The following is a 17704-nucleotide window of genomic DNA, read 5'->3' as shown; positions in this document are numbered from 1 at the left end:
TCCCGGCCCTACTCACACACCCAGTTGAGGCCCGGGTCGTCCCGCTCGACGTCGTCCAGGTCTGCTCATCGATCGGATCTACGCGCCAACGCGCCTGTTTGAAGCGCGCTGCAACGGATCCGCGCGGCTCCAATCGATGTCTATCGACGCCGCAGCCCAAAGTGCTAGCTCAAGCTCGATGACTAGAAGTCGGGTCGTTCTCCAAGCGCTCACGCTCCTCGTGTCCTCCGGTTGCGGGAGCGATCCTGAAGCACCCGAGCCCGCGCGCTGCGAGAAGACCGAATCCACCGTAGCCCTAGACGAAGCGACCTTCCTTGGTCAAACCACCGAGGAGCTATTAGGACCCTTGCTCACTGATTATGACTGCAGTTGGTCCTGGCAGGACCCATCCCCCGTTGCGACCATCACAGCTCCAGCGAACGAGAACTCGGCACACGTCGCGTTCGCCTTTGCGGACGATCACGCAACGCTGATCACTGCCGAACGCATTGGCCCCCGTGAGCAGCTGTCGGAACCATGCGAGTCATCACTCACGGTGAAAGTAGCAGTCACGATCGAGACCAGCGAGGGGACGCTGAGCGCCAGCTATCCGCTCAACTTCACCCTGCAGCCAGGCGGCACGGCCTACGCTAGCCTGGACCTCAGCGACCACGAACCCTCGAACTACGACATCACGTGGTCAGACGGCTTTACGAATCACCGCCACATCCTCGATGTATGGATGGCGCCCGATTCCGCCGTCGGCATCATCAGCGTCTATGGCGACCGCGACGATACGCGATACTCGGAGTTCACCGGAGGCTTCACCTGTCCCAAGCTGTAGCAGGCGCAGGTGACGACAAACGACGATCAAGCCAAAGAACTCCTTTCCGCACAGCTATTAGACGCAACGGGTCGAGATTGCGTGAACCTACTGTCGCTGGTTCCACGGTCACGTGCCGATGAACCGACGTGAGCGCACGTCTCACGCTCGCCCCACAACCACTCGTCGGTTAGCTTCTTGGGATGGCTGCTTCAGACGACGAACCAACGTTCCCCGAGGCCGCGTGGATCAGGCGTCATCGGCGGGACCTCCTGCGCAGGTTCCCGGCGGAAGTCGTCGCGAGCCCCAAAAGGTTGAGCTTGGTCGTGCAGGAAGCCATCGACTTCGAGACCGGCTGGTGTCCGGACTGGCTCTCTGAAGACGACGCACGGACACTGCTCCAATTTCTACATCGGCACGCTGCAGGTCCCGGCGACGAACTCGTAAGCGCTTTGGAACGGCGCCGAGCGACCGCTGGACGGGCTCTTCAGACATCGAAACAGCGGCGGGGATCGCGCCAGTAAGCGAACACTAGCGTCAGCTTCTCATGCACGGGCAGCCAGCGCAGCCAGCCGCCCCATGCATCGACCAACGACACCGCCTAGGGTGTCACTATGCCTCCAACTAGGGCTTCAACACCCACTCGGAGAACTCGAGGTTGTCCGCGATGAAGGTCTTGTTGAGCGCGTTGTTCCGCAGCACGATCCGGACGTCCCGCACATCGTCGTGAGCGCCGAGCGCGGACAGCGGAATGCGCAACGTTCCCATGTGGAATTGCTCCTTGATACTCAGGCAGGCTACGCCCGTGCCCGATACGCACATTTCAAGGGGTTGAGCGATCTGGCCATGGTCGGTGATGCGAACCTCGGAGGACCAGGTGTTGCCGTTGCGGATCCGCACGAAGACGTCGCTGGCGGCGGTGCCGCTGATCTGGCCAAGGCGCAGGCTGAGCCACTCGAACGCGCTGGCGTCCCGCTTGCCATCGGGAATGTTCCATTGCACGTAGGCACCCTGAGAGGAGCCACTGACTTGCAGGACCCGGGTGTTGTGGGGGTGAGGATCTGCCGTGGCGCCGAGGTTAGGCACTGTAGTCGTCGTGCCGAATTGGATGACGGGCCCGCCAAGCGTATTGGTGGGCAAGCTGCCGTCCTGAAAGTTGTCAATGGTCCTGCGGTAGAAGCCATCCGCGTACTGACTCACCACCGGGTCGGCCCATCCGTGCGGAACTGCGTCCCCGCGGACATAGTCCTCGTACCAGGTCGCGTCTCCTGCGAGGTGCGCCTTGAGGAACGCCAAGACATAGCCCCGCGTAACGGCTTGCTGATCGGCGCTGCCTGTATCGTGGAACCCGGCATGGCTCGCTCCGTCAATCAGCTTCATCGCCTTGTAGGTGACCTGCGAGTCCCAAGACGGGTCGAACTGAGACGTCTCCGTGCCGGCAAAGTCGAAGTGCTTGTAGACACCGCCTGGGGCCACGTCTGAGTCGCTCGTGCCGTACAGGCTCAGGTAGCTCTCTGCCTGCGTCCCCTTGATGTAGAGCGTGTCCGAGCCGGTTGGGGCGAGGGTCACGACCGACTTCACGTGGAAGGTCGGATCACCTTCCAGGTAGTGAGCGAGCGCACGCGCGGTACCGCCGCCGCGGCTGTGTCCGATCACCCCCACCGCATTGGGATTGATATAGGCGCTCTTGCTCCAGTTCGACCAAAGGTAGTCGTGCACGAAGTCCCAACCTTGCTCGGCGGCGGCGAGGTGGTCGCTGTTGTTCTGACTGTCCGCGAGGACGTCGACGCTCACAGCGATGAAGCCATTCCGCGCCAGGTGCCGCAGCAGATAGTGGTAGCCCGTGTAGCTGTAGTTCGTGCCGTGGAAGAGCACGACCAACGGACTGTAGACGCTCGCGCTGCAGCCACCATTGGACGGGTAGTAGACGCGGCCTCGAGTCCCGTTCCAGATGTAGCTGTTGTAGCAGTACCCGGACTCAGCAACGTCGGAGGGGTCCGTCGCTATCTCCTGGGCAGTACTCGCAGTCGGCTCCTCGGTCGGCGTATCCGACGAAGGCTCCACGGACTGTGTACATGCGGAAACAGCGACCAGACAGAGGGGTAGGAATAGATTTCTCTTCATGCCCACGCCAGTGCAAGCAGCGTGCTACGACCAGCTCGCTTTTGTTTCTACGAATAAAACGCCGTGCGCGCCTGTGCACTGTTACGTCAGCGAACCCGAGTCGGGCAATCCAGTGCCCAGGGTCGCGCACCGTTCAACTCAGCGTGGCAGGAACGCATTCAGGGATAACTCCAAAACGCGAAGGAGTGAGTCACCGAATGTGGACGGGTTCGGGGAGGGGAAACGGAATGCGTTGTAGTCTGGTTGGCTGACCAGGCTACTCGCACACCCAGTTGAGGGCTGGGTCGTCGAGGTCGACGTCGACCAGGTACTTGTTCTTGCCGTCGTTCCAGTAGCCGTACAGGTGGTGGCCGTGGAGCGATGAATAGTCGCCCACATGGAAGTCATCCAGGTGGCAGCGCTGATTGGTGTTCAGGTCCATGCGTACCAGGCGAGTCGCGGCGTAGTAGAGTTCGCCAGCCTGCCCAAACGTCTTGGCGCAAGTCCCGCAGGGCTCGTGCCATACGACCCAGTCAGTGCCCACTGCCGCAAACGTCTTCGCGATGCCGTTGTCCGGTGAATCAGACGTCACGCGCTTCGTCGTCCCCGACGGGATGTCGTGCAGGTAGATCTCGGCTTCTCCACGGAAACCGTCGTAGCTCGATGCTTGCCCTGCGCCCCGGTGATCCACCCAAACGATCTTCTTGCGGTCAGGAGAGCAGGCGCCTTCGACTTGTAGCGCACCGCCGTCGTCGATGTGCGTGAGTTCGCCAGTCTCCTCATCGATGCGATCGACTCGGCCGGTGTTGGTGTTCACGCAGTAGATCGCGCCCTCGGCGGTGCAGCCTTCCCGACAATCCAAGCGGTCGTTGCTCAGGTGACTGACCGCCTTCGACTTGAGATCGGCTTTGAACAAGCCTGCGCTCGTCGTCCAAAGCACGTTCTTGTCCGTGATGAAGGTGCCCGTAAAGCCGTGGTCCCGCGAATCGGGAAACGAATAGTAGACTTGCCGAGTCTTGTTCGTGGCGTCGATGACGGCGATCTCACCTTGGGGCCACGCGTCGAAACCAATGTAAGAGATGTGGTCTCCGTTGACGCGAGCGAACGCGGACTCCTGTGGCACCGTGAACGTCTCATCTGACCCAACTTGGGCGTACGAAACCTCGTACTGATTGGTGTCGGCGACCCATGTCGTGCTGAAACCATGGCCCCAAGCCGCGTGACGCACTGGTCGCTTCAGCGCGATGCGACAGCCAGGCCCACAGTCAGGCAACGCCTCAGCGTCCGCGTCGATCGTTGCGTCGGGCAACGGCATCGCGTCGCCGTAGTCGGGAGCGTCGGCTTCGGTTGACGCGTCGGTGATGGCTCCTCCGGCGCCGCCAGAAGCGTCCACGCCGGAAGAAGAGGAACCCGAGTCACAGGCCACGGCGACTACTGAAATCATCGCCAATCCCAGGGCGCAGAGTTTCGCGCGCTTCATGGCAGGTACTCACCGTCGAAGGGAACGTAGTTCACCGTGATGAAGGGTAGCACCTCGACGCGGCCCGCGAGGAAGGGGAGGTGCGCTGATCCATGCGGTCGCGAGCAGCTAGCAGCCTGCCAGTACGCATTCCACAGACCGCTACGCTGCCCGTGTCCGGGTCCCGCAAACAAGTCGGTCCCCGGCACCTCCTGCCCCTCGCAGAGCCAAGCACAAAGGTAGCACGACTCGCCGCGGACGAGGGTCGAGGAGCTGGAGGCGGTCTTTGGGGGCTCCAGCGCTCGCGTGCTACAAGTTGGACGCAGCGTGGGCGCTGCCTTGAACCCATCGCCCGTCGGCACCGAACACTAGATGAAAACCGTACGGAAAGAACACAGTGCCGCCACGAAGAAGCGACTGACGACGCTGGGCTCACGAGCCCAAGCGCTGGAGGCCGTCTTCGCATGTGGCGGTGAAGTCGAGCTGGCGTCGCCGCTGGTTCTCGGTGGGAAGGGTAGGAAGCGGCTCCAAATCGTGGACCGGTTCGACATCGGGCGGCCGAAAGCTGGCAAGAGGCTCTACGCCTGGTGCGCTCCGGCGTCGTTTGGGGAGGGTAAGACGACCCGGCAGGACGCGCGCGTGCGCGAAGGAGGTCAGCTCTACGCTCGAGACGGGGCGCTCACGGTGGAAGGCTTCGATGGAGCGCTGCGCCAGATCCTCTCTGAGATCCACAAGTCGCTCTGTCCTCACGATTCGGCACCACCGAACGCCCATCTCCACTCGCTCAACGTCTACCGTCACGGCGGGCACTTCGTTGCTCACAAGGACACACCGCGGGATCCAGGCGTGCTGGGCACGCTCGTGGTGTGCCTACCCCTGCATTTCAGCGGTGGTCGGTTGATCATCGGGCAAGAGTCGACCACGACGTTTGACTGGCAAACTCGTGCGTACTTCGGGTCGAGCCCTATCGCGGACGGGCTGCGCGTTCGTTGGGCGGCGTTCTTCGGCGACGTGGACCACCGCATCGAGACCGTCACCTCTGGAATCCGCGCGACGCTAACGTACGAGCTACGGCGCGCGCAGGACTCGCGGGATGTCCTGCCGAAGAACGGCGGCGACCCCGAGGCTGCCTTCGCCACGGCTCTGGCTGAAGCGATCGCCGATCCAAGGTTCGTGCCGGACGGCGCGAAACTCGGGATACCCTGCATACACCTGTACGCCGTTCCAACCACGGAGGGCGGCTGGCCTGGGATGGAGAGCCTCTGCGACCACCTGAAAGGGCGAGATCGCGGTGTCGCCGTCGCCCTGGAGAGCGTCGGACTCCTACCTCGCGTCGTCCCCTATGTCTTCGAGACGTGTGGTGGCGAGAGCTGGCGTCTGCGTCGTCAGGCCAACGCGCGCGAAAAGCAGATCTTCTCCCAGAAGAGGCTGAAAGGATCGAGCCTTGAGCGGCGGCTTCCAATTGAATTCCACGCGGAATGGGACAACCCGGACGACGTGACCTGGCTCGCTCGTCCCCCCTGGGTCAGCACGTATCGAGAGATACCTGACGGCCGTCCCGAACCAGCCGTTGAGCTGCTCGGGGAAACCGAATACAGCGCGACGAACTACTTCGGAAACGAGTCATCCGACGCCGCGTTCTACGCCGCTGCAGCGATCCTCTTCGAGGTGCCGCCAAAATCCGCAAGGAAGCGGAAGAAGTGACCCCGAGCTCGAAGATGACTCAGCGCGGAGGCGCCTGGGAGGAACTCACACAGCGGTCAATGTGAACCGGGCAGGTTCGACGGTTGGCTCATGCTCGAGCAGTGCATCAACCTGCTGCTCAGCCGAATCCAACAAGCTTTGCAGCTTAGCCGCCACGTCTGCTGCAAGCCCATGGGCCACGTACTGCTCACCAAGGCGAAGAGCGCGCAGAGGTTCTTTCGCACTGAGCGCCGAGGCGACCGCTCCCAGTCGAGCGATCTCGCCTTCCAGATCCTGTGGACTGGTGAGCGAAGCGATCTCCTCTTCAAGCTTCGATACCTCGCGGAAAGCCGCCCACGCCCTGGGAGAGTCCTTGGGGAGCCCTTCGGCGAGGGTGATGGCGTTCGTCACGCGCTGATTGAGGTCACTTAGGCTCATCGGTCTGGAAGACGGCTCGGGGTGCCTTGAACGATACCACGCATACGGCCGGAATCGCGCCCTTCCTCTGAACCCACAGCGAGGCCCTCGTCTGGCGCAACGCCTCAGCAAGGGGCAGCGACCCTTCGTCCGTGCCTTTCACTTCCAGCGCGTACACCTCGGACTGGCCTTGGAGGATCCAGTCCGCCCCTTCACTTAGCGAGGACTGCAACCGGCGCAACACCCTCCACTTCTTGTGTCGGTGCGCCAACGCGACGGCGATGCTGGAGCCCACGCGCTCGTTGGCGGAGGGACTGTCGTAGTTCAGGCGTCATCACTGGCTTCAGTCTATCCGATCAGCGTGGTTGGTCGACGAAGGTCGACGGCCGCTGAGCCTGCGACGTAAGACGGTGGTGCTGGAGACGTTGTACCTCGCATTGGATAGCCTTGCGGTCCGGGAGAAAGGCCGCGCGTGGACGTTGTCGGTCCCGTTCCTCGCCGGTTGCTGATCTTCAACACCGACGGACACGGCACGGCCCGAACAAGCTCTGCGATCACCGCCGCCTCCATTCCCCGAACGATGAGGTCGAGCTCCGATCGGCGCTAACGGCGGATGAACCGGCGTTCTATGGCACAGGGCGGAGGAGGAGAGACTCACTAGCGCACTCCGCCCTTCGGCTCGCAGTGGATCGCCGAACGTGGCCCTCACTGACACCTCCGTCCAGCGAGCTGGACTCCGTGCAGTTCGGGTCGAACTCCCGGTAGCTTTCACTACGGCGGTTTTCAAAACGGAAAATCCTTTGTTTCCGCAAAGCAATGGCTCATTCGCTAACCATCCGAAGACACACCAGAAACTAGGTCATCTCGTAGGGTTACGTGACAAGCGAGTGGGCTAGTTGGGGGTGAGGGATGCGACGAGACGCGACGGGAGAGGACGCGAAGTGACGGTGGATTGGGCAACGAGGGGGAAACGGCGGAGGGGTGGTGAGGTTGGCTGACATGCTTCGGGATAGACCCGCGCCGAATCATTGACCAGCCTTTGGGCTGTCGCTCTCAGTCCTTGCTCCCTGTCGATTGCGGCGCTCTACCAGCCGCTGTCTTGCGGCCTCGACTGCCTGTTTCACGTCCTCCACAGTAGCTAGGCTTTTCACCTTGGCCGAATCTTCAATCTTGTAGACGTCACCCAGAAAGATCTCGTCTTGGTTCGCTGCCGCTTCGCGAAAGGCGTTCACAAGCACGACCTGGATGGCGGCTGCCTCGCGATAGTTCCGAGTCTTCTCAAGTTCAGCCAGGGCCTCTTTAGAATTCGCCTTGATGGTGGCCAACTTCGCATCAGCCTCGGTTGCTGCCGCTGCAGCCTTGTCGCTCGAGGTCCGCGCACTCTCAGCCTGCTCGGAAGCCGTCTTTGCGCTGCCGTCCGCCGCAGCCTCCGCGCCGCTCGCGGCGTCAGCCGACTCCTTCGCCGCCGCAGCTTGGCGCTTTGATTCCTTCATGGCTGCGTCCAGTTTCTCAGACGTACTATTCAGCTGGTCGCTCAGGGCTCGCGCAGCCTCACTCTGCTCGTGAATAAAGTCCGCACGAGCCTGAACGCATTGCCGAAAGCGCTCTTCGTCGTTTTGGACGCTAAGGGCGTTTCCGCTTGTTTCTTCAAGCGTACCCGCCGCACGTCCTCTTGCGAAGAAGTACACCGACAAAGCGCCCAAGACGGTACCAGTGACGCCAAAGATGAGCTGCCCCTTCCTCTGAATGAATGTTGGGTCGTCGGGTACCGGCTCTCCCGCTCGCTCTAGCGAGGCCTTCTGCGAGTCCGTGAGCTCCGTTCCGCTGTCAATCCCAAGCGCCGCCGCGAAGGACGCCACCCCAAGAATCCCGCTACCAATGGCGAGCCAAGTGTACCTCTCAGTGGGAGCTTGTTCGATAACCTCTTTGCAGTATCGGTGTCCTGGATAGGTGTGTCTCTGCTTCAGCTGGGCGTACGGCTCATACGGCACGTTGACCTGACATGCGCTGACGAGGGTCGCGGCAGCCAGAGTTCGAAAGATTGCACCCATCACTCACCTCCCAAAGTACACGTGCTAGGCAGCACCGTTAACGTTGCATTTCTCTTGAATACGACAATCATCGCCCACATCGCAATCGACTGACGAACACCCGAATCGACCTATGTCACGGAGCGACTAGGCCCCAACTCCACCCTCAACGCCTCAGCAAACCCCACCGGCAAACTCCGCACCGGCTCATCCGCTAGACCATATTCATCAAAGTTCGGCGGAGCTCCCAACAGGAACTCCATCCAGCGTTCGCGCATCCGCACGGTTCGTTCTAGGCGTTCGTCGATTGTGTTGCGGATGAGTGGCAGTGTGATGTCGAGCGTGGTGTCTGGGCGCCGGAGGCGCTCGCGGGCGACGAGTGAACCAAGGCGGTCGACGCGGCCGACGCGTTGCTCGAGCTGGGCTGGATTCCAGGCGAGATCGTGGTGAATGACGCGGCGGCAGTGGTGGTGAAGGTCTAGGCCTTCTTGCATCACTTCGTTGGCCACCAACACCATTGGGTAGAGCGGCGTGTTGAACGCTTCGCGGAGTCGTTCGCGGCTCTCACCGTCTACGGTGTGCCGGACGATTGCGCCTGCTTTGAGGACGTCGTCGAGCACCTCCTTGCGATGGGCTTCGTCGAGCTTGTCCATGTAGACAAGGAAGCAGCGCAGCTGGTCGCACCAACGGCGGCCGGTTGGCGTGGTCCAATAGCGATCGATGACAGGGACGAGCGCGCGAGCCTCGATGCTCTCGACGTCAACGCCTTGCTCTTTCGCGAACGACAGGAGGTCGGGGAGGAACGGTACGTAGCGAGACACCAAGTAAGCTGCGAGCCTCTCCACGGTGCGAACACGCAAGTCAGCGGGCACATCGAACAAGGGCGACTTGAGGTGAGACCAAAGGTGGACCTTCGGGATCACCAGCTGCGCATCCTCTGCCTTGATGCTCCAAGTCGCGGTCTGGTCACCTTCTGTGGTGAAGCTCTCGACGTCATCCGCTTCAAGATCGAAGCCCAGCAACACGAAGCGTGGATCGAGGATTCGCTCCATCACTTCTGGCTCGACGTCGTCGGCACGACCCGCGTCGCGCAGCGCAAGAGCGGTCGCTTGCTCCACGCAGCGCTTCAACAGCGACCAATCGGCGCGCTCGGCATGGGCCTTCGGGAGCTTGAGTCCGCGGAGGATGTCGTTAGCTCGATCAACGATGTCGCCCAGGTGCTCCTTCGCGAACCCACTCGCCTCGAGAAGGGTCGGCACGTAGCGCTCTCGCAACGCGAGGTACAGCGCGTCCTGTGGGCGCTGAAACCGGTTGCGGAGCTTCGAGTGTCGCCCACGGATTCGAGACTCATCTTCGGTCGTGTCGAAGATGTCTGAAGCCTGCGCTCCGGGAAACACTCGCTGCCAAGCGGCGAGCATGCGGTCATTCCACTCTGCTTCGATCTCTCGCTTGAGCTCATGCAGCGTGGCGACGCGCGCGCAGAAGATGAGCGTCTTCTCGTCATGCTCGGCGGCTTCGACCGCGTCGCGAACAACGTGGGCAACCTTAGGATGTCCGCCGGTCGTGTCCTTCAATTCACCGAGCACACCCTGAAGCAGCTTTCGATAGGCTTCCGCGCTGTCGGCGAAGTTGCTTCGCTCTTCGTCCCTCAGTAGCGCTCCGTCTCGCGCAGCTGCGTAGGAGGACACCATGTTGATCTGGACGGCGGCCTTGTGAGTAGGTGCTTTCGTGCGGAATAGCTCTGCGATGAAGCGCTCGTAGAGCATGAAAGGGACGCCGTCGCCGCCCGTCGCCTGCACGCGCCGGGGGTCGGATTTGCGGTACTCCCGCTTGTCCTCGCGCAGGCTGCGGATCATCCATCCGCGGAAGCCGGGCTCGATGCGTTCCTGCTTCAGCTGCAGCAACCGTCGGCCGTGCGCGACCACAGCTCGCAGCGCGGGGTCATCAGGTTCTTGCTTCAAGCTAGGGTCACGCGCGAACCACGCACTGAAGTCAGCAACGCCCGCGCCGTCCAGCATGCGCCACAGCGACTCGAAGTCGTTGTATGCCTGAGTGTACTCAGCAACATCGTCGAGCAAGCGCTCCGCCTGCTCCTCCAAATCCATCGGGGCGGTCCGTGAAAGCGCGAACAGCGCGAACACCTGGCGTAGCTCGTCGACGGTGAGCTGAAACGGTGTTGCCGTAAGGAATAGCGCCTTGTCGAAACGTCCACCGAACACCGTGCGCACTCCCGTCGCACGCAGCGACTCGGAGTTCTTCAGCTTGTGAGCTTCATCAACGACCAGTAGGTCGATCATCGGGACCAGCTCGCTGAGCACGCGGAACTTCAAGTCTGCGAGCGCAGCATCGACTGCGCGCTGATTCTTGAAGGCGTCATAGCCGCCTTCCTCATAGAGCGCGTTCAGCGACCCCGGTGCCTTGCGATGACTCGCAAGGGCACGCTCGAGAGGACGCTCCATTCTCGCCCAATCGAAGGCATCCAAGAACAACACTTCGTGGTTGGTGACGCGCTCGAGCTGACCGTGGCGATAGCGCTTGAACAGCGCCGCGATCTGATTCCCCGCTAGGCCGTGCTCCGTTGCCCACGCGGAGAGCAAGTACGCTTGGTCGGCGGTAGCGCGACTCCCAGCGAAGACGTTGGCTGGCGCGACGACGATTGGCGCTTCGTCCAGGACGCGAATCAACGACGCCAAGTTCGTGGCGGCGCGCACCTTGTCTCGGAAGCCGGCATACATCGTTCGGGAGCGATCTCCGAAAGCGCGCAGCTCCTTCTCCCACTTCTGGTTCAGGTCGGGCCCAGGGGTGAGGATCACTGTTCGGGCGCTTGGGTTCTCTTGTTGTCGCGCGGCAATGACTCCCAGCGCTTCGTACGTCTTGCCCATACCGACTTCGTCGGCGAGCACGACGCCGGGCTGCTCATCAAGCAACGACAGCGCACGCAAGACGGTGTCTTCTTGCCGCTCGACATCGCGCTCGGGCACCGTAGCCCCCGCGTCGGCTCGTGCATCAAGCCGAAGGAAGCCGCGCAGCCACTCCCGGTTTCGATGAGTCACACCTCACCCCCAAACCCGTAGAACTCGCGAACGGCGGAGAGCCAGGGACGCGCGGAAGACTGGGGAGAGCGCTCATCCAGTTCGGCTGCAAGTTCACGAGCGGCTTCGTCGAGCAGCGCCTGTTTGGTTGGCGTGTCAGCCCCATCGGGGAGTTCTACCGCCTTGAGTTCGCGTAGGAGTTCGCAACCGTAGACCCATACCTCATCAGCGGAGAGCTGCTCTTCCGGTACCTCGCGGAGATGCCGCCAAACAGTGAGAACCCCTGTGGGCCCGCTGAGTCGGAAACGGAAAGCGGCTATGGTTGCGGCAAGCTTCAGATCCTCCGCGGCACCCCACCAGGCTTTGAACACATCGGTCGGGCCGAAGCCTTCGCCGAAGACGGCGTCCAGCACGCTGGATAGGCCTTCGATGCCGCGCTGGAGCTTGAGCGTGGCCAAGCGCTCCGCGCCCACTCTCCGCCCAAGCAGCGCGAGGAGCTCTCGCAACCCGAGTTGGGTGAGCAATGGGTTGGTGGGAAGCGCGGCGAGGTCCAACACGCGAATGGGAACCTGCCACTCACGCCCTGCGGAAACGAAGGTGAGCTCCGCGCTCGTGGCGCTGAGGTCGAAGTCCCGAACCAGCATTGGCGAGGTGGGAGCGCCATCGCCTTTCGCGAGTGACCGCTCAAGGTAGCGCAGCTCCCAGTCGCCCAGGCTTGCCGGACCCTCGCTGCGCCAGGTGACTTCCAGCGTCCGATTCTCCGCGTCGTACACCACGTCATCGATCCACGCGGAGAGGTCGACTTCTGTCTCCATCGACTCTCGTTCGACGAGTTCAACGCCGTTCAGCTCATACGCAACCAGTGACGGCAGCAGATCATTGAGCGTGATCTCGCCGTCGAAGCGACACAGCACGCAGGCTTCCACATTGCCCGCTTGCTCGAATCCTCGGTCAAGCGCCGCGCGGGAAGCGTTTGCCGAACCAAGCAGCGCGTACGTGTAAGTCTTGCGCCCAACGTCGGCGGTCACGAGCACCGCCTTCGCGTGCAGCGGTCGCCGCTGAGCGTGCCCTGCGGAAAGCTGACTCGTGGGGTGCAGCCAAAGCGACACCGGATACTCCGCCGCGATGCGCTGGAGAATGCGGCGGGGCGCGTGCACTGTTGGTCGACTCACGGGCCATAGGCGATGATCGGCGATCGCACGTTCGCATTCCGAGCGCTCGAACCGACACGACTTCCCGGCGGCGTTGATTGCTTCGATGCGCTTCGCGCTCGCACTCGTAAGCGTGAAGTAGTCCATACGCTCGACTTTGCCGTCCGCGGACTCTTCCAATCGGCGCCAGCCCCAGAGCGATCCGACTGAACCATCGAACGTCGGCAGCTCACCGTAGGGTGGGGACGCGAGCGGCGCGTCGTCCCAAGGCACACCGACATCAAACTGGATGTTGGATCCCGAACGTAGCGCCAGAAGCTTACCGAGGACGGCATGCATCCCGGCCTGCTCGTCGCTGACGGCAAGGTCGTCCTGCTCGAAGAACGGAGCGAGCACGCCGACTCGCGTGATCCGCGCGGATGATGCGATCACTGCGTTCAACTGCTCGAGGAGGCTGGGACCGAAGGTGCTGACGAATCCCACGTCCCGCGACGCGCCCTCATCCGGCACATGACCCGACAGTCGATTCGCAAGTGTCTGTCGAATCAACGGTAGCTGGCTTCCCTGCGTTGCCGCGAGCTCCGCACACTGACCGAGGAACGCATCCACCTCGCGGAGCAGCGTTGCGTCCGCAGGTTCGCTGTAGCGCAGTGTGCGAAAGAAGAAGAGCTCCGTGTTCTGCTCGAGTCCGCTCTTGGTCAGGTTCCCAGAACCGATGGCGAGCCAGGCTTCCTCGTCAAAGAGAGCCAGGTAGACTTTGGGGTGGAACGTGCGACGTCGAACCAAGTGCAAGTCATAAGGCAAGCGACGACCAGGCCGGCGTACCGACGCATCCACGAAGCAGACGACAGGGGTTGACTGGAGTGCCGCGACGGCTTCCTCATGGTAACGGCCTGCGTCTTCCTCCGGATCGCCGCTGAGCCGCAACACCACACGCAGCACGTCGTCTTCGAAGTACGCCGGGTCGAAGGTGTAAGAACAGAACGCGGCGCCGAGGCACGGCTGGTCTGACGCGAGTAGCTGGTCCAGGAAGCGGCGTTCGACGAGCTTCATTGCGCGCCCTCCGCCGAACTCGGGACTTCGAAGGGAAGGCGACCGAGATCGGTCAGCAGCGTACGCACGACGTCGAGCTTGAAGGACGGATAGCGTGGTGAGTCTGGGCGCGCGGTGTAGGACGTGACTCCGAGCGTGAGCTTGCCCGACTGCTCACGTATCCAGCTCGCACCTCGGCGGCGGTCCCGTTGCACGGCGCCGTGATAGGTAAGGAGTAGATCGAGTGCGTCCGAAGCGTTCGCGGCGACTAGGTACTCCGCGAGGCGAAGGCACGCGGCGCCATGCATCGGAAAGCGTCGGATCTCCGCGACGGCGGGAGCGTCGAGCAGTACCCGACACGCATCCTGCAACTCGGACAGCTGAACCTCCCCAAACACGCTCTGCACGACGGCGGCGCGGTCCACGATCCAGCCGCCCAAGTCGATCGTGGAATAGACGCGATCGAAGCTGCCCAACAACAGCTGCATGAAGTCGCCGAACGCGCGTGCCGTGATCAGCAGCGCTTGAAGCTCGGGTGACGTCGGACCGAACTGACCAGCGATCGCGCCGTCGAGGATCTCGCGCGGCGTGAGGACATCGACGCGCGTAGCCGACTCGACGATGTGGCTCACCGCGAAGGTGTGTGGATCCCGCGCCCTCTCAAAGAGCGCAGCGTACAGGCGTTGTTGTTGTTCCGTGCGGTGCAACTGAATCAACGCTAAGAGCCGGGAGCGCTCGCCGACCTTGCTCAGCGTCAGGTTGACGTGCTTGCGCGGGAACTTGGTACGGTCCTGTTCGAGAACGAGCTTCGCGAACTCCTCGTAGCGACCCGTGTGCTTGTTGGCGCCGGCCTCGTCCCAGAAGTTCGCGATGATTTCCATAGCCGCAGGCGTCGGCCGAATGCCTCCGTCTACGACTAGACCAGAGCGTCGGAGCGGCACCAGGTACGCGCCGAGGTGACCCAGCTCTAGCTGACGGGAGATGAGCTGAAAGTCGAGCGGCAGCTTGTCCCCGGTTTCCCTCCACGCCTTCGTCGCCCCACGCACACCGCGCATCGCGTCCCAATCGCCGCGCGGCAACGGCCCCTGGCGATACTCCAGTGTCGCCAACGCCCAAAAGCGCTCCCAACGCTCGAAGAGCTCGCGGCGTGCTTCATCCGTTGGTGGGTAGTCGAACTCCTCGGTCGCGCGATGCACGAGGTCGAGCCCGTAGAGCACCATCGCGTACGCCTGAGCGCGAGTGGAGCGCGTCGTCAGTCCTGGGAGCAGCAACAGCCCGACTTGCTGAGCCACGTAGTCGAGACCCAACGGATCTTCCGTGGTCATCTCGCTGGAATCGCTGACTGGCGCGGTCCAGTAGAAGGATCGGTGGGGTTGGGTGAGGGTAGTCAGTTGGAGCATCGGTGCCGTCACTCACCTGCAAGCCGACACTCGAGGACGCTGTGCTCCACGACTGCAAACATTGCAGCGCGCTCAGAAGGGCGGAGCGCAGTACCCTTCAGAGTAGGGGAACTCGTCCACTGCTGGCTAGCCATTTGTACCTGGAAACATTCCTGTGACGAGCCACAGAAGATATCCACAGGGTTACTCTACGGAAGGCTTGCGCTTCCACGCGTAAGCGCTTTGACCGTAACGAGTTCGAGAACGCCGATTCCTACAGAGCAGTACAAAGCGCGACACCGCTCCTTGGGTTCAAGGCGTCGTTTCACCACCGGGCTCGCCGACAATGCTTCCTGGCTGAGTCACGGACGACCTACGGAGCTCGGTTCGTCAGAGCTTCGCCTAGGCTCCTCTGCATATGTCGAGGCTTCGTGCGACCACACCCGCGAGTCCCCATACCTGATCGACGCTATCAATGTAGATTCTGGAAGCACCGAAAGCGGCCGGCGCCTCTTCGATCTCGAAGCCGCCCGCTAGCTCGCGCGCTTCCTCTACCGGAACCAACGTGGTGACGGCCTTCCGACGACCGCCGCTGAACAAACGGATAAACCACTTCGTTGGCGCGTTGAAGCTCACGTTGAAGTAGGTCTGAGTGTCTCGATACAGAATTGAATCCGGCGCTTCCCCGTTCCGAACGCAGATGTCGCGCACCTTCTGGTGAAACTCGAGCTCTTCCTCAGTCGTCTCGATGCCCTTGGAGGCCAACGGGTCGCCAGCTTCGTCTCTTTGCATGTCAACGCTAGGAAACGGCGCTGGTTCAGGGGTCAGACTAGCCTCAGCTGGCCGGGAAACCTCGTTGATCCGGGTTCGCAGATTCGCCAAGAAGTCGTCGCCGATAGTCCGGAGAATGGCAGGCTGAATCGCCTCGCGGGCGATGGTTCCAAGTCTCTCGAGAACAGCCTGGGTGCGCTTACCGTGGTAGATCCCATCACTCAGCCACTTGATGAACTCTTCGTCCGACTCAGGGTTCCGAAGGATGCTGACCACCTTCTCGATCATCTGCTGGCGGTAGTTGCTGTCTTCAGCATCCGCCACCAGTTTTTCTGTGCGGAATTGTTCTTTGCTGAACTTGCGAAGAAAGCTAGCGACTGAGTCAAAATCGAGCTTCGGATCGGCCAGTGAGAAGGAAAAGAATGGGTTCTCGTCCATTACGTTCGGGCTGACGAGGTCCCCATAAAAGAGGTAGTCGCATCCGTCTGTGATCACGCCGAAGCGAAGGGATGGCATCTGACTCATGTACCGCGCGAGCTGAGGCGAGCGCGCACGAACGTCGAAGCCGAGCGGCTTGGCTTCGATGACCAGCATAACGCTTCCCCCCGTAGGGTCGAAAATGGCGTAGTCCATCCTGTCGGGCAGCCGCTTTCCATCATTGGCAGTGAACTCCGCTGTGTACTCCAACCGCACTTCTCGGGGGTTGCTCGGGTCATAACCAAGGGCGGTAATGAACGGCACGATGAGCGACGCCTTGGTCATCTCCTCATTGGTGATGAACTCCCTATTGTCCTGGTATCGACGCGCGAGGTCGCGCAAAGTCTTCGCGTCCATGTTCCTGTGCCACACCGGGGGTGATGACCGGGTGGATCCGAGATTATCCGGAGGCCAATCCTCGGAAGTCAACCGACCAAGCCGCGGATGCCCATCATTTAGTCCTACAGAAACCACAAAGCGCACCTAACCAGGACTTGTTCTTCGGCAATATCCGCATGGCATTGATGGAACAGTGAAGGAACGTCCACCACCCCGAGCTCGCTGGGGCTGGCGGAACCAACGGTCTCTTGCCGCCAACCAGTGCACGTAGGCGTTGCTAGAGCCCGAACACGGTGCTCCGCGGTAGGAGCAGGTCGCACCGGTCGCGCTTCCACGCGTAACCGGGAAAGCTGTGAAGCGACGATTCTTAGCCGTCAGCAGAGTTTCAGGCCTGGGTCCTAGAGCCGAGTAGTGGTTGACGCGGATGGTCGCGTGACGCCGAAGGAGCGTGAGCGGTTGATGGAGTTCCAGGCGGTGCTTGGCCGGTGGCCCCCTTCAGGGTTCCGTTGCACTAGACACCCCCGCCCGGCCCCCGACGTCATTTCGGCCGAACCAGCTGTCCGCGGACCCGAAGTACATCGCCAAGACTCCAAATAGCAGGCAGATGATTATGACCAGGGCCTCATCCAATCGGGAGAAGGAGCGATACCTTGCGGTACCCGTCGAAAGCTTCACGAGTTCCCACTCCGCGGCAAAGAACCGAACCGGGAACCGAACCTCGATCTGGTGGATGATCTTGAACTTGGCGCTGTTGAGCTGACGATGCGACCGGATGGTCTGAAGCCAGTACAGCGCGAAGACGACGCCAAAGATGCACGCGGCAACAAGCGGCCACCTTGCGGACTCCCCTGCGGCCTTCACAACCCACCCAAAGGCCGCCAGCATTCCGCCGACTGCGGCAAGTCCGAATTGATTCGCACGGTAGCGCCACTCGGTGACGCGGAGCGAGCTATCGACCGCCATCTTGTACTGCTCGAGCAGTAGCGCCATGTCGACTTCCTGATCGGGTCGCGACCACACTTGGATTGG

At 61.9% G+C, this 17704-nt stretch carries 12 protein-coding genes; 2 read left to right on the top strand and 10 right to left on the bottom strand.

Annotation, left to right across the window (positions count from 1 at the left end; genetic code table 11):
* Positions 1-178 precede the first annotated feature (178 nt).
* Positions 179-823: a hypothetical protein gene (locus H6718_07795; GenBank protein MCB9585284.1), complete on the top strand. Its 645-nt coding sequence runs from the start codon at positions 179-181 to the stop codon at positions 821-823.
* 603 nt (positions 824-1426) lie between these two features.
* On the opposite strand, the gene H6718_07790 is transcribed toward H6718_07795, so the two are convergent.
* The 3 genes from H6718_07790 to H6718_07780 all read right to left on the bottom strand — a co-directional run bounded on the left by H6718_07790 (position 1427) and on the right by H6718_07780 (position 4573).
* Positions 1427-2926 (bottom strand): hypothetical protein, encoded by a 1500-nt coding sequence (locus tag H6718_07790; protein MCB9585283.1) that lies wholly within the window; start codon positions 2924-2926, stop codon positions 1427-1429.
* A gap of 256 nt (positions 2927-3182) precedes the next feature.
* Positions 3183-4385: a hypothetical protein gene (locus tag H6718_07785; protein ID MCB9585282.1), complete on the bottom strand. Its 1203-nt coding sequence runs from the start codon at positions 4383-4385 to the stop codon at positions 3183-3185.
* Entirely contained in the window at positions 4382-4573 is a 192-nt protein-coding gene (locus H6718_07780) for a hypothetical protein (GenBank protein ID MCB9585281.1), read from the bottom strand. Before H6718_07780 ends, H6718_07785 begins: the two co-directional genes overlap by 4 nt.
* Positions 4574-4736: 163 nt before the next feature.
* On the opposite strand from H6718_07780, the gene H6718_07775 reads away from it, so the two are divergent.
* Positions 4737-6068: a hypothetical protein gene (locus tag H6718_07775; GenBank protein MCB9585280.1), complete on the top strand. Its 1332-nt coding sequence runs from the start codon at positions 4737-4739 to the stop codon at positions 6066-6068.
* A gap of 45 nt (positions 6069-6113) precedes the next feature.
* Here H6718_07775 and H6718_07770 read toward each other — a convergent pair whose 3' ends face one another.
* The 7 genes from H6718_07770 to H6718_07740 form a co-directional block, all read right to left on the bottom strand.
* A complete protein-coding gene (locus H6718_07770; GenBank protein MCB9585279.1) occupies positions 6114-6485 on the bottom strand; it encodes a hypothetical protein in 372 nt (123 codons plus the stop codon).
* A 1004-nt stretch (positions 6486-7489) separates the two neighbouring features.
* Positions 7490-8515: a hypothetical protein gene (locus H6718_07765; protein ID MCB9585278.1), complete on the bottom strand. Its 1026-nt coding sequence runs from the start codon at positions 8513-8515 to the stop codon at positions 7490-7492.
* A 110-nt stretch (positions 8516-8625) separates the two neighbouring features.
* Positions 8626-11523, bottom strand: coding sequence for a helicase (locus H6718_07760; GenBank protein MCB9585277.1), 2898 nt, complete (start codon positions 11521-11523; stop codon positions 8626-8628).
* Between the two features lie 20 nt (positions 11524-11543).
* Positions 11544-13730, bottom strand: a complete 2187-nt coding sequence (locus tag H6718_07755) for a hypothetical protein (GenBank protein MCB9585276.1) — start codon at positions 13728-13730, stop codon at positions 11544-11546.
* Positions 13727-15109 carry a hypothetical protein gene (locus H6718_07750; GenBank protein MCB9585275.1) on the bottom strand — a complete coding sequence of 461 codons (1383 nt, stop codon included), beginning with the start codon at positions 15107-15109 and terminating at the stop codon, positions 13727-13729. Before H6718_07750 ends, H6718_07755 begins: the two co-directional genes overlap by 4 nt.
* Before the next feature lie 381 nt (positions 15110-15490).
* Positions 15491-16678, bottom strand: coding sequence for a type I restriction enzyme HsdR N-terminal domain-containing protein (locus tag H6718_07745; protein ID MCB9585274.1), 1188 nt, complete (start codon positions 16676-16678; stop codon positions 15491-15493).
* Between the two features lie 492 nt (positions 16679-17170).
* A complete protein-coding gene (locus H6718_07740) occupies positions 17171-17665 on the bottom strand; it encodes a hypothetical protein (GenBank protein MCB9585273.1) in 495 nt (164 codons plus the stop codon).
* Positions 17666-17704: the final 39 nt, after the last annotated feature.

This window comes from Polyangiaceae bacterium (assembly GCA_020633205.1).
Taxonomy (GTDB): domain Bacteria; phylum Myxococcota_A; class Polyangia; order Polyangiales; family Polyangiaceae; genus JAHBVY01.
This window is presented reverse-complemented; position numbering and strand designations above follow the sequence as displayed.

Excerpts from the sequence above, each read along its gene's own strand:
- H6718_07750 (MCB9585275.1), bottom strand. The coding sequence starts at position 15,109 with ATGCTCCAACTGACTACCCTCACCCAACCCCACCGATCCTTCTACTGG.
- H6718_07775 (MCB9585280.1), top strand. The coding sequence starts at position 4,737 with ATGAAAACCGTACGGAAAGAACACAGTGCCGCCACGAAGAAGCGACTG.
- H6718_07790 (MCB9585283.1), bottom strand. The coding sequence starts at position 2,926 with ATGAAGAGAAATCTATTCCTACCCCTCTGTCTGGTCGCTGTTTCCGCA.
- H6718_07740 (MCB9585273.1), bottom strand. The coding sequence starts at position 17,665 with ATGGCGCTACTGCTCGAGCAGTACAAGATGGCGGTCGATAGCTCGCTC.
- H6718_07770 (MCB9585279.1), bottom strand. The coding sequence starts at position 6,485 with ATGAGCCTAAGTGACCTCAATCAGCGCGTGACGAACGCCATCACCCTC.
- H6718_07755 (MCB9585276.1), bottom strand. The coding sequence starts at position 13,730 with ATGAAGCTCGTCGAACGCCGCTTCCTGGACCAGCTACTCGCGTCAGAC.
- H6718_07765 (MCB9585278.1), bottom strand. The coding sequence starts at position 8,515 with ATGGGTGCAATCTTTCGAACTCTGGCTGCCGCGACCCTCGTCAGCGCA.
- H6718_07785 (MCB9585282.1), bottom strand. The coding sequence starts at position 4,385 with ATGAAGCGCGCGAAACTCTGCGCCCTGGGATTGGCGATGATTTCAGTA.
- H6718_07795 (MCB9585284.1), top strand. The coding sequence starts at position 179 with ATGACTAGAAGTCGGGTCGTTCTCCAAGCGCTCACGCTCCTCGTGTCC.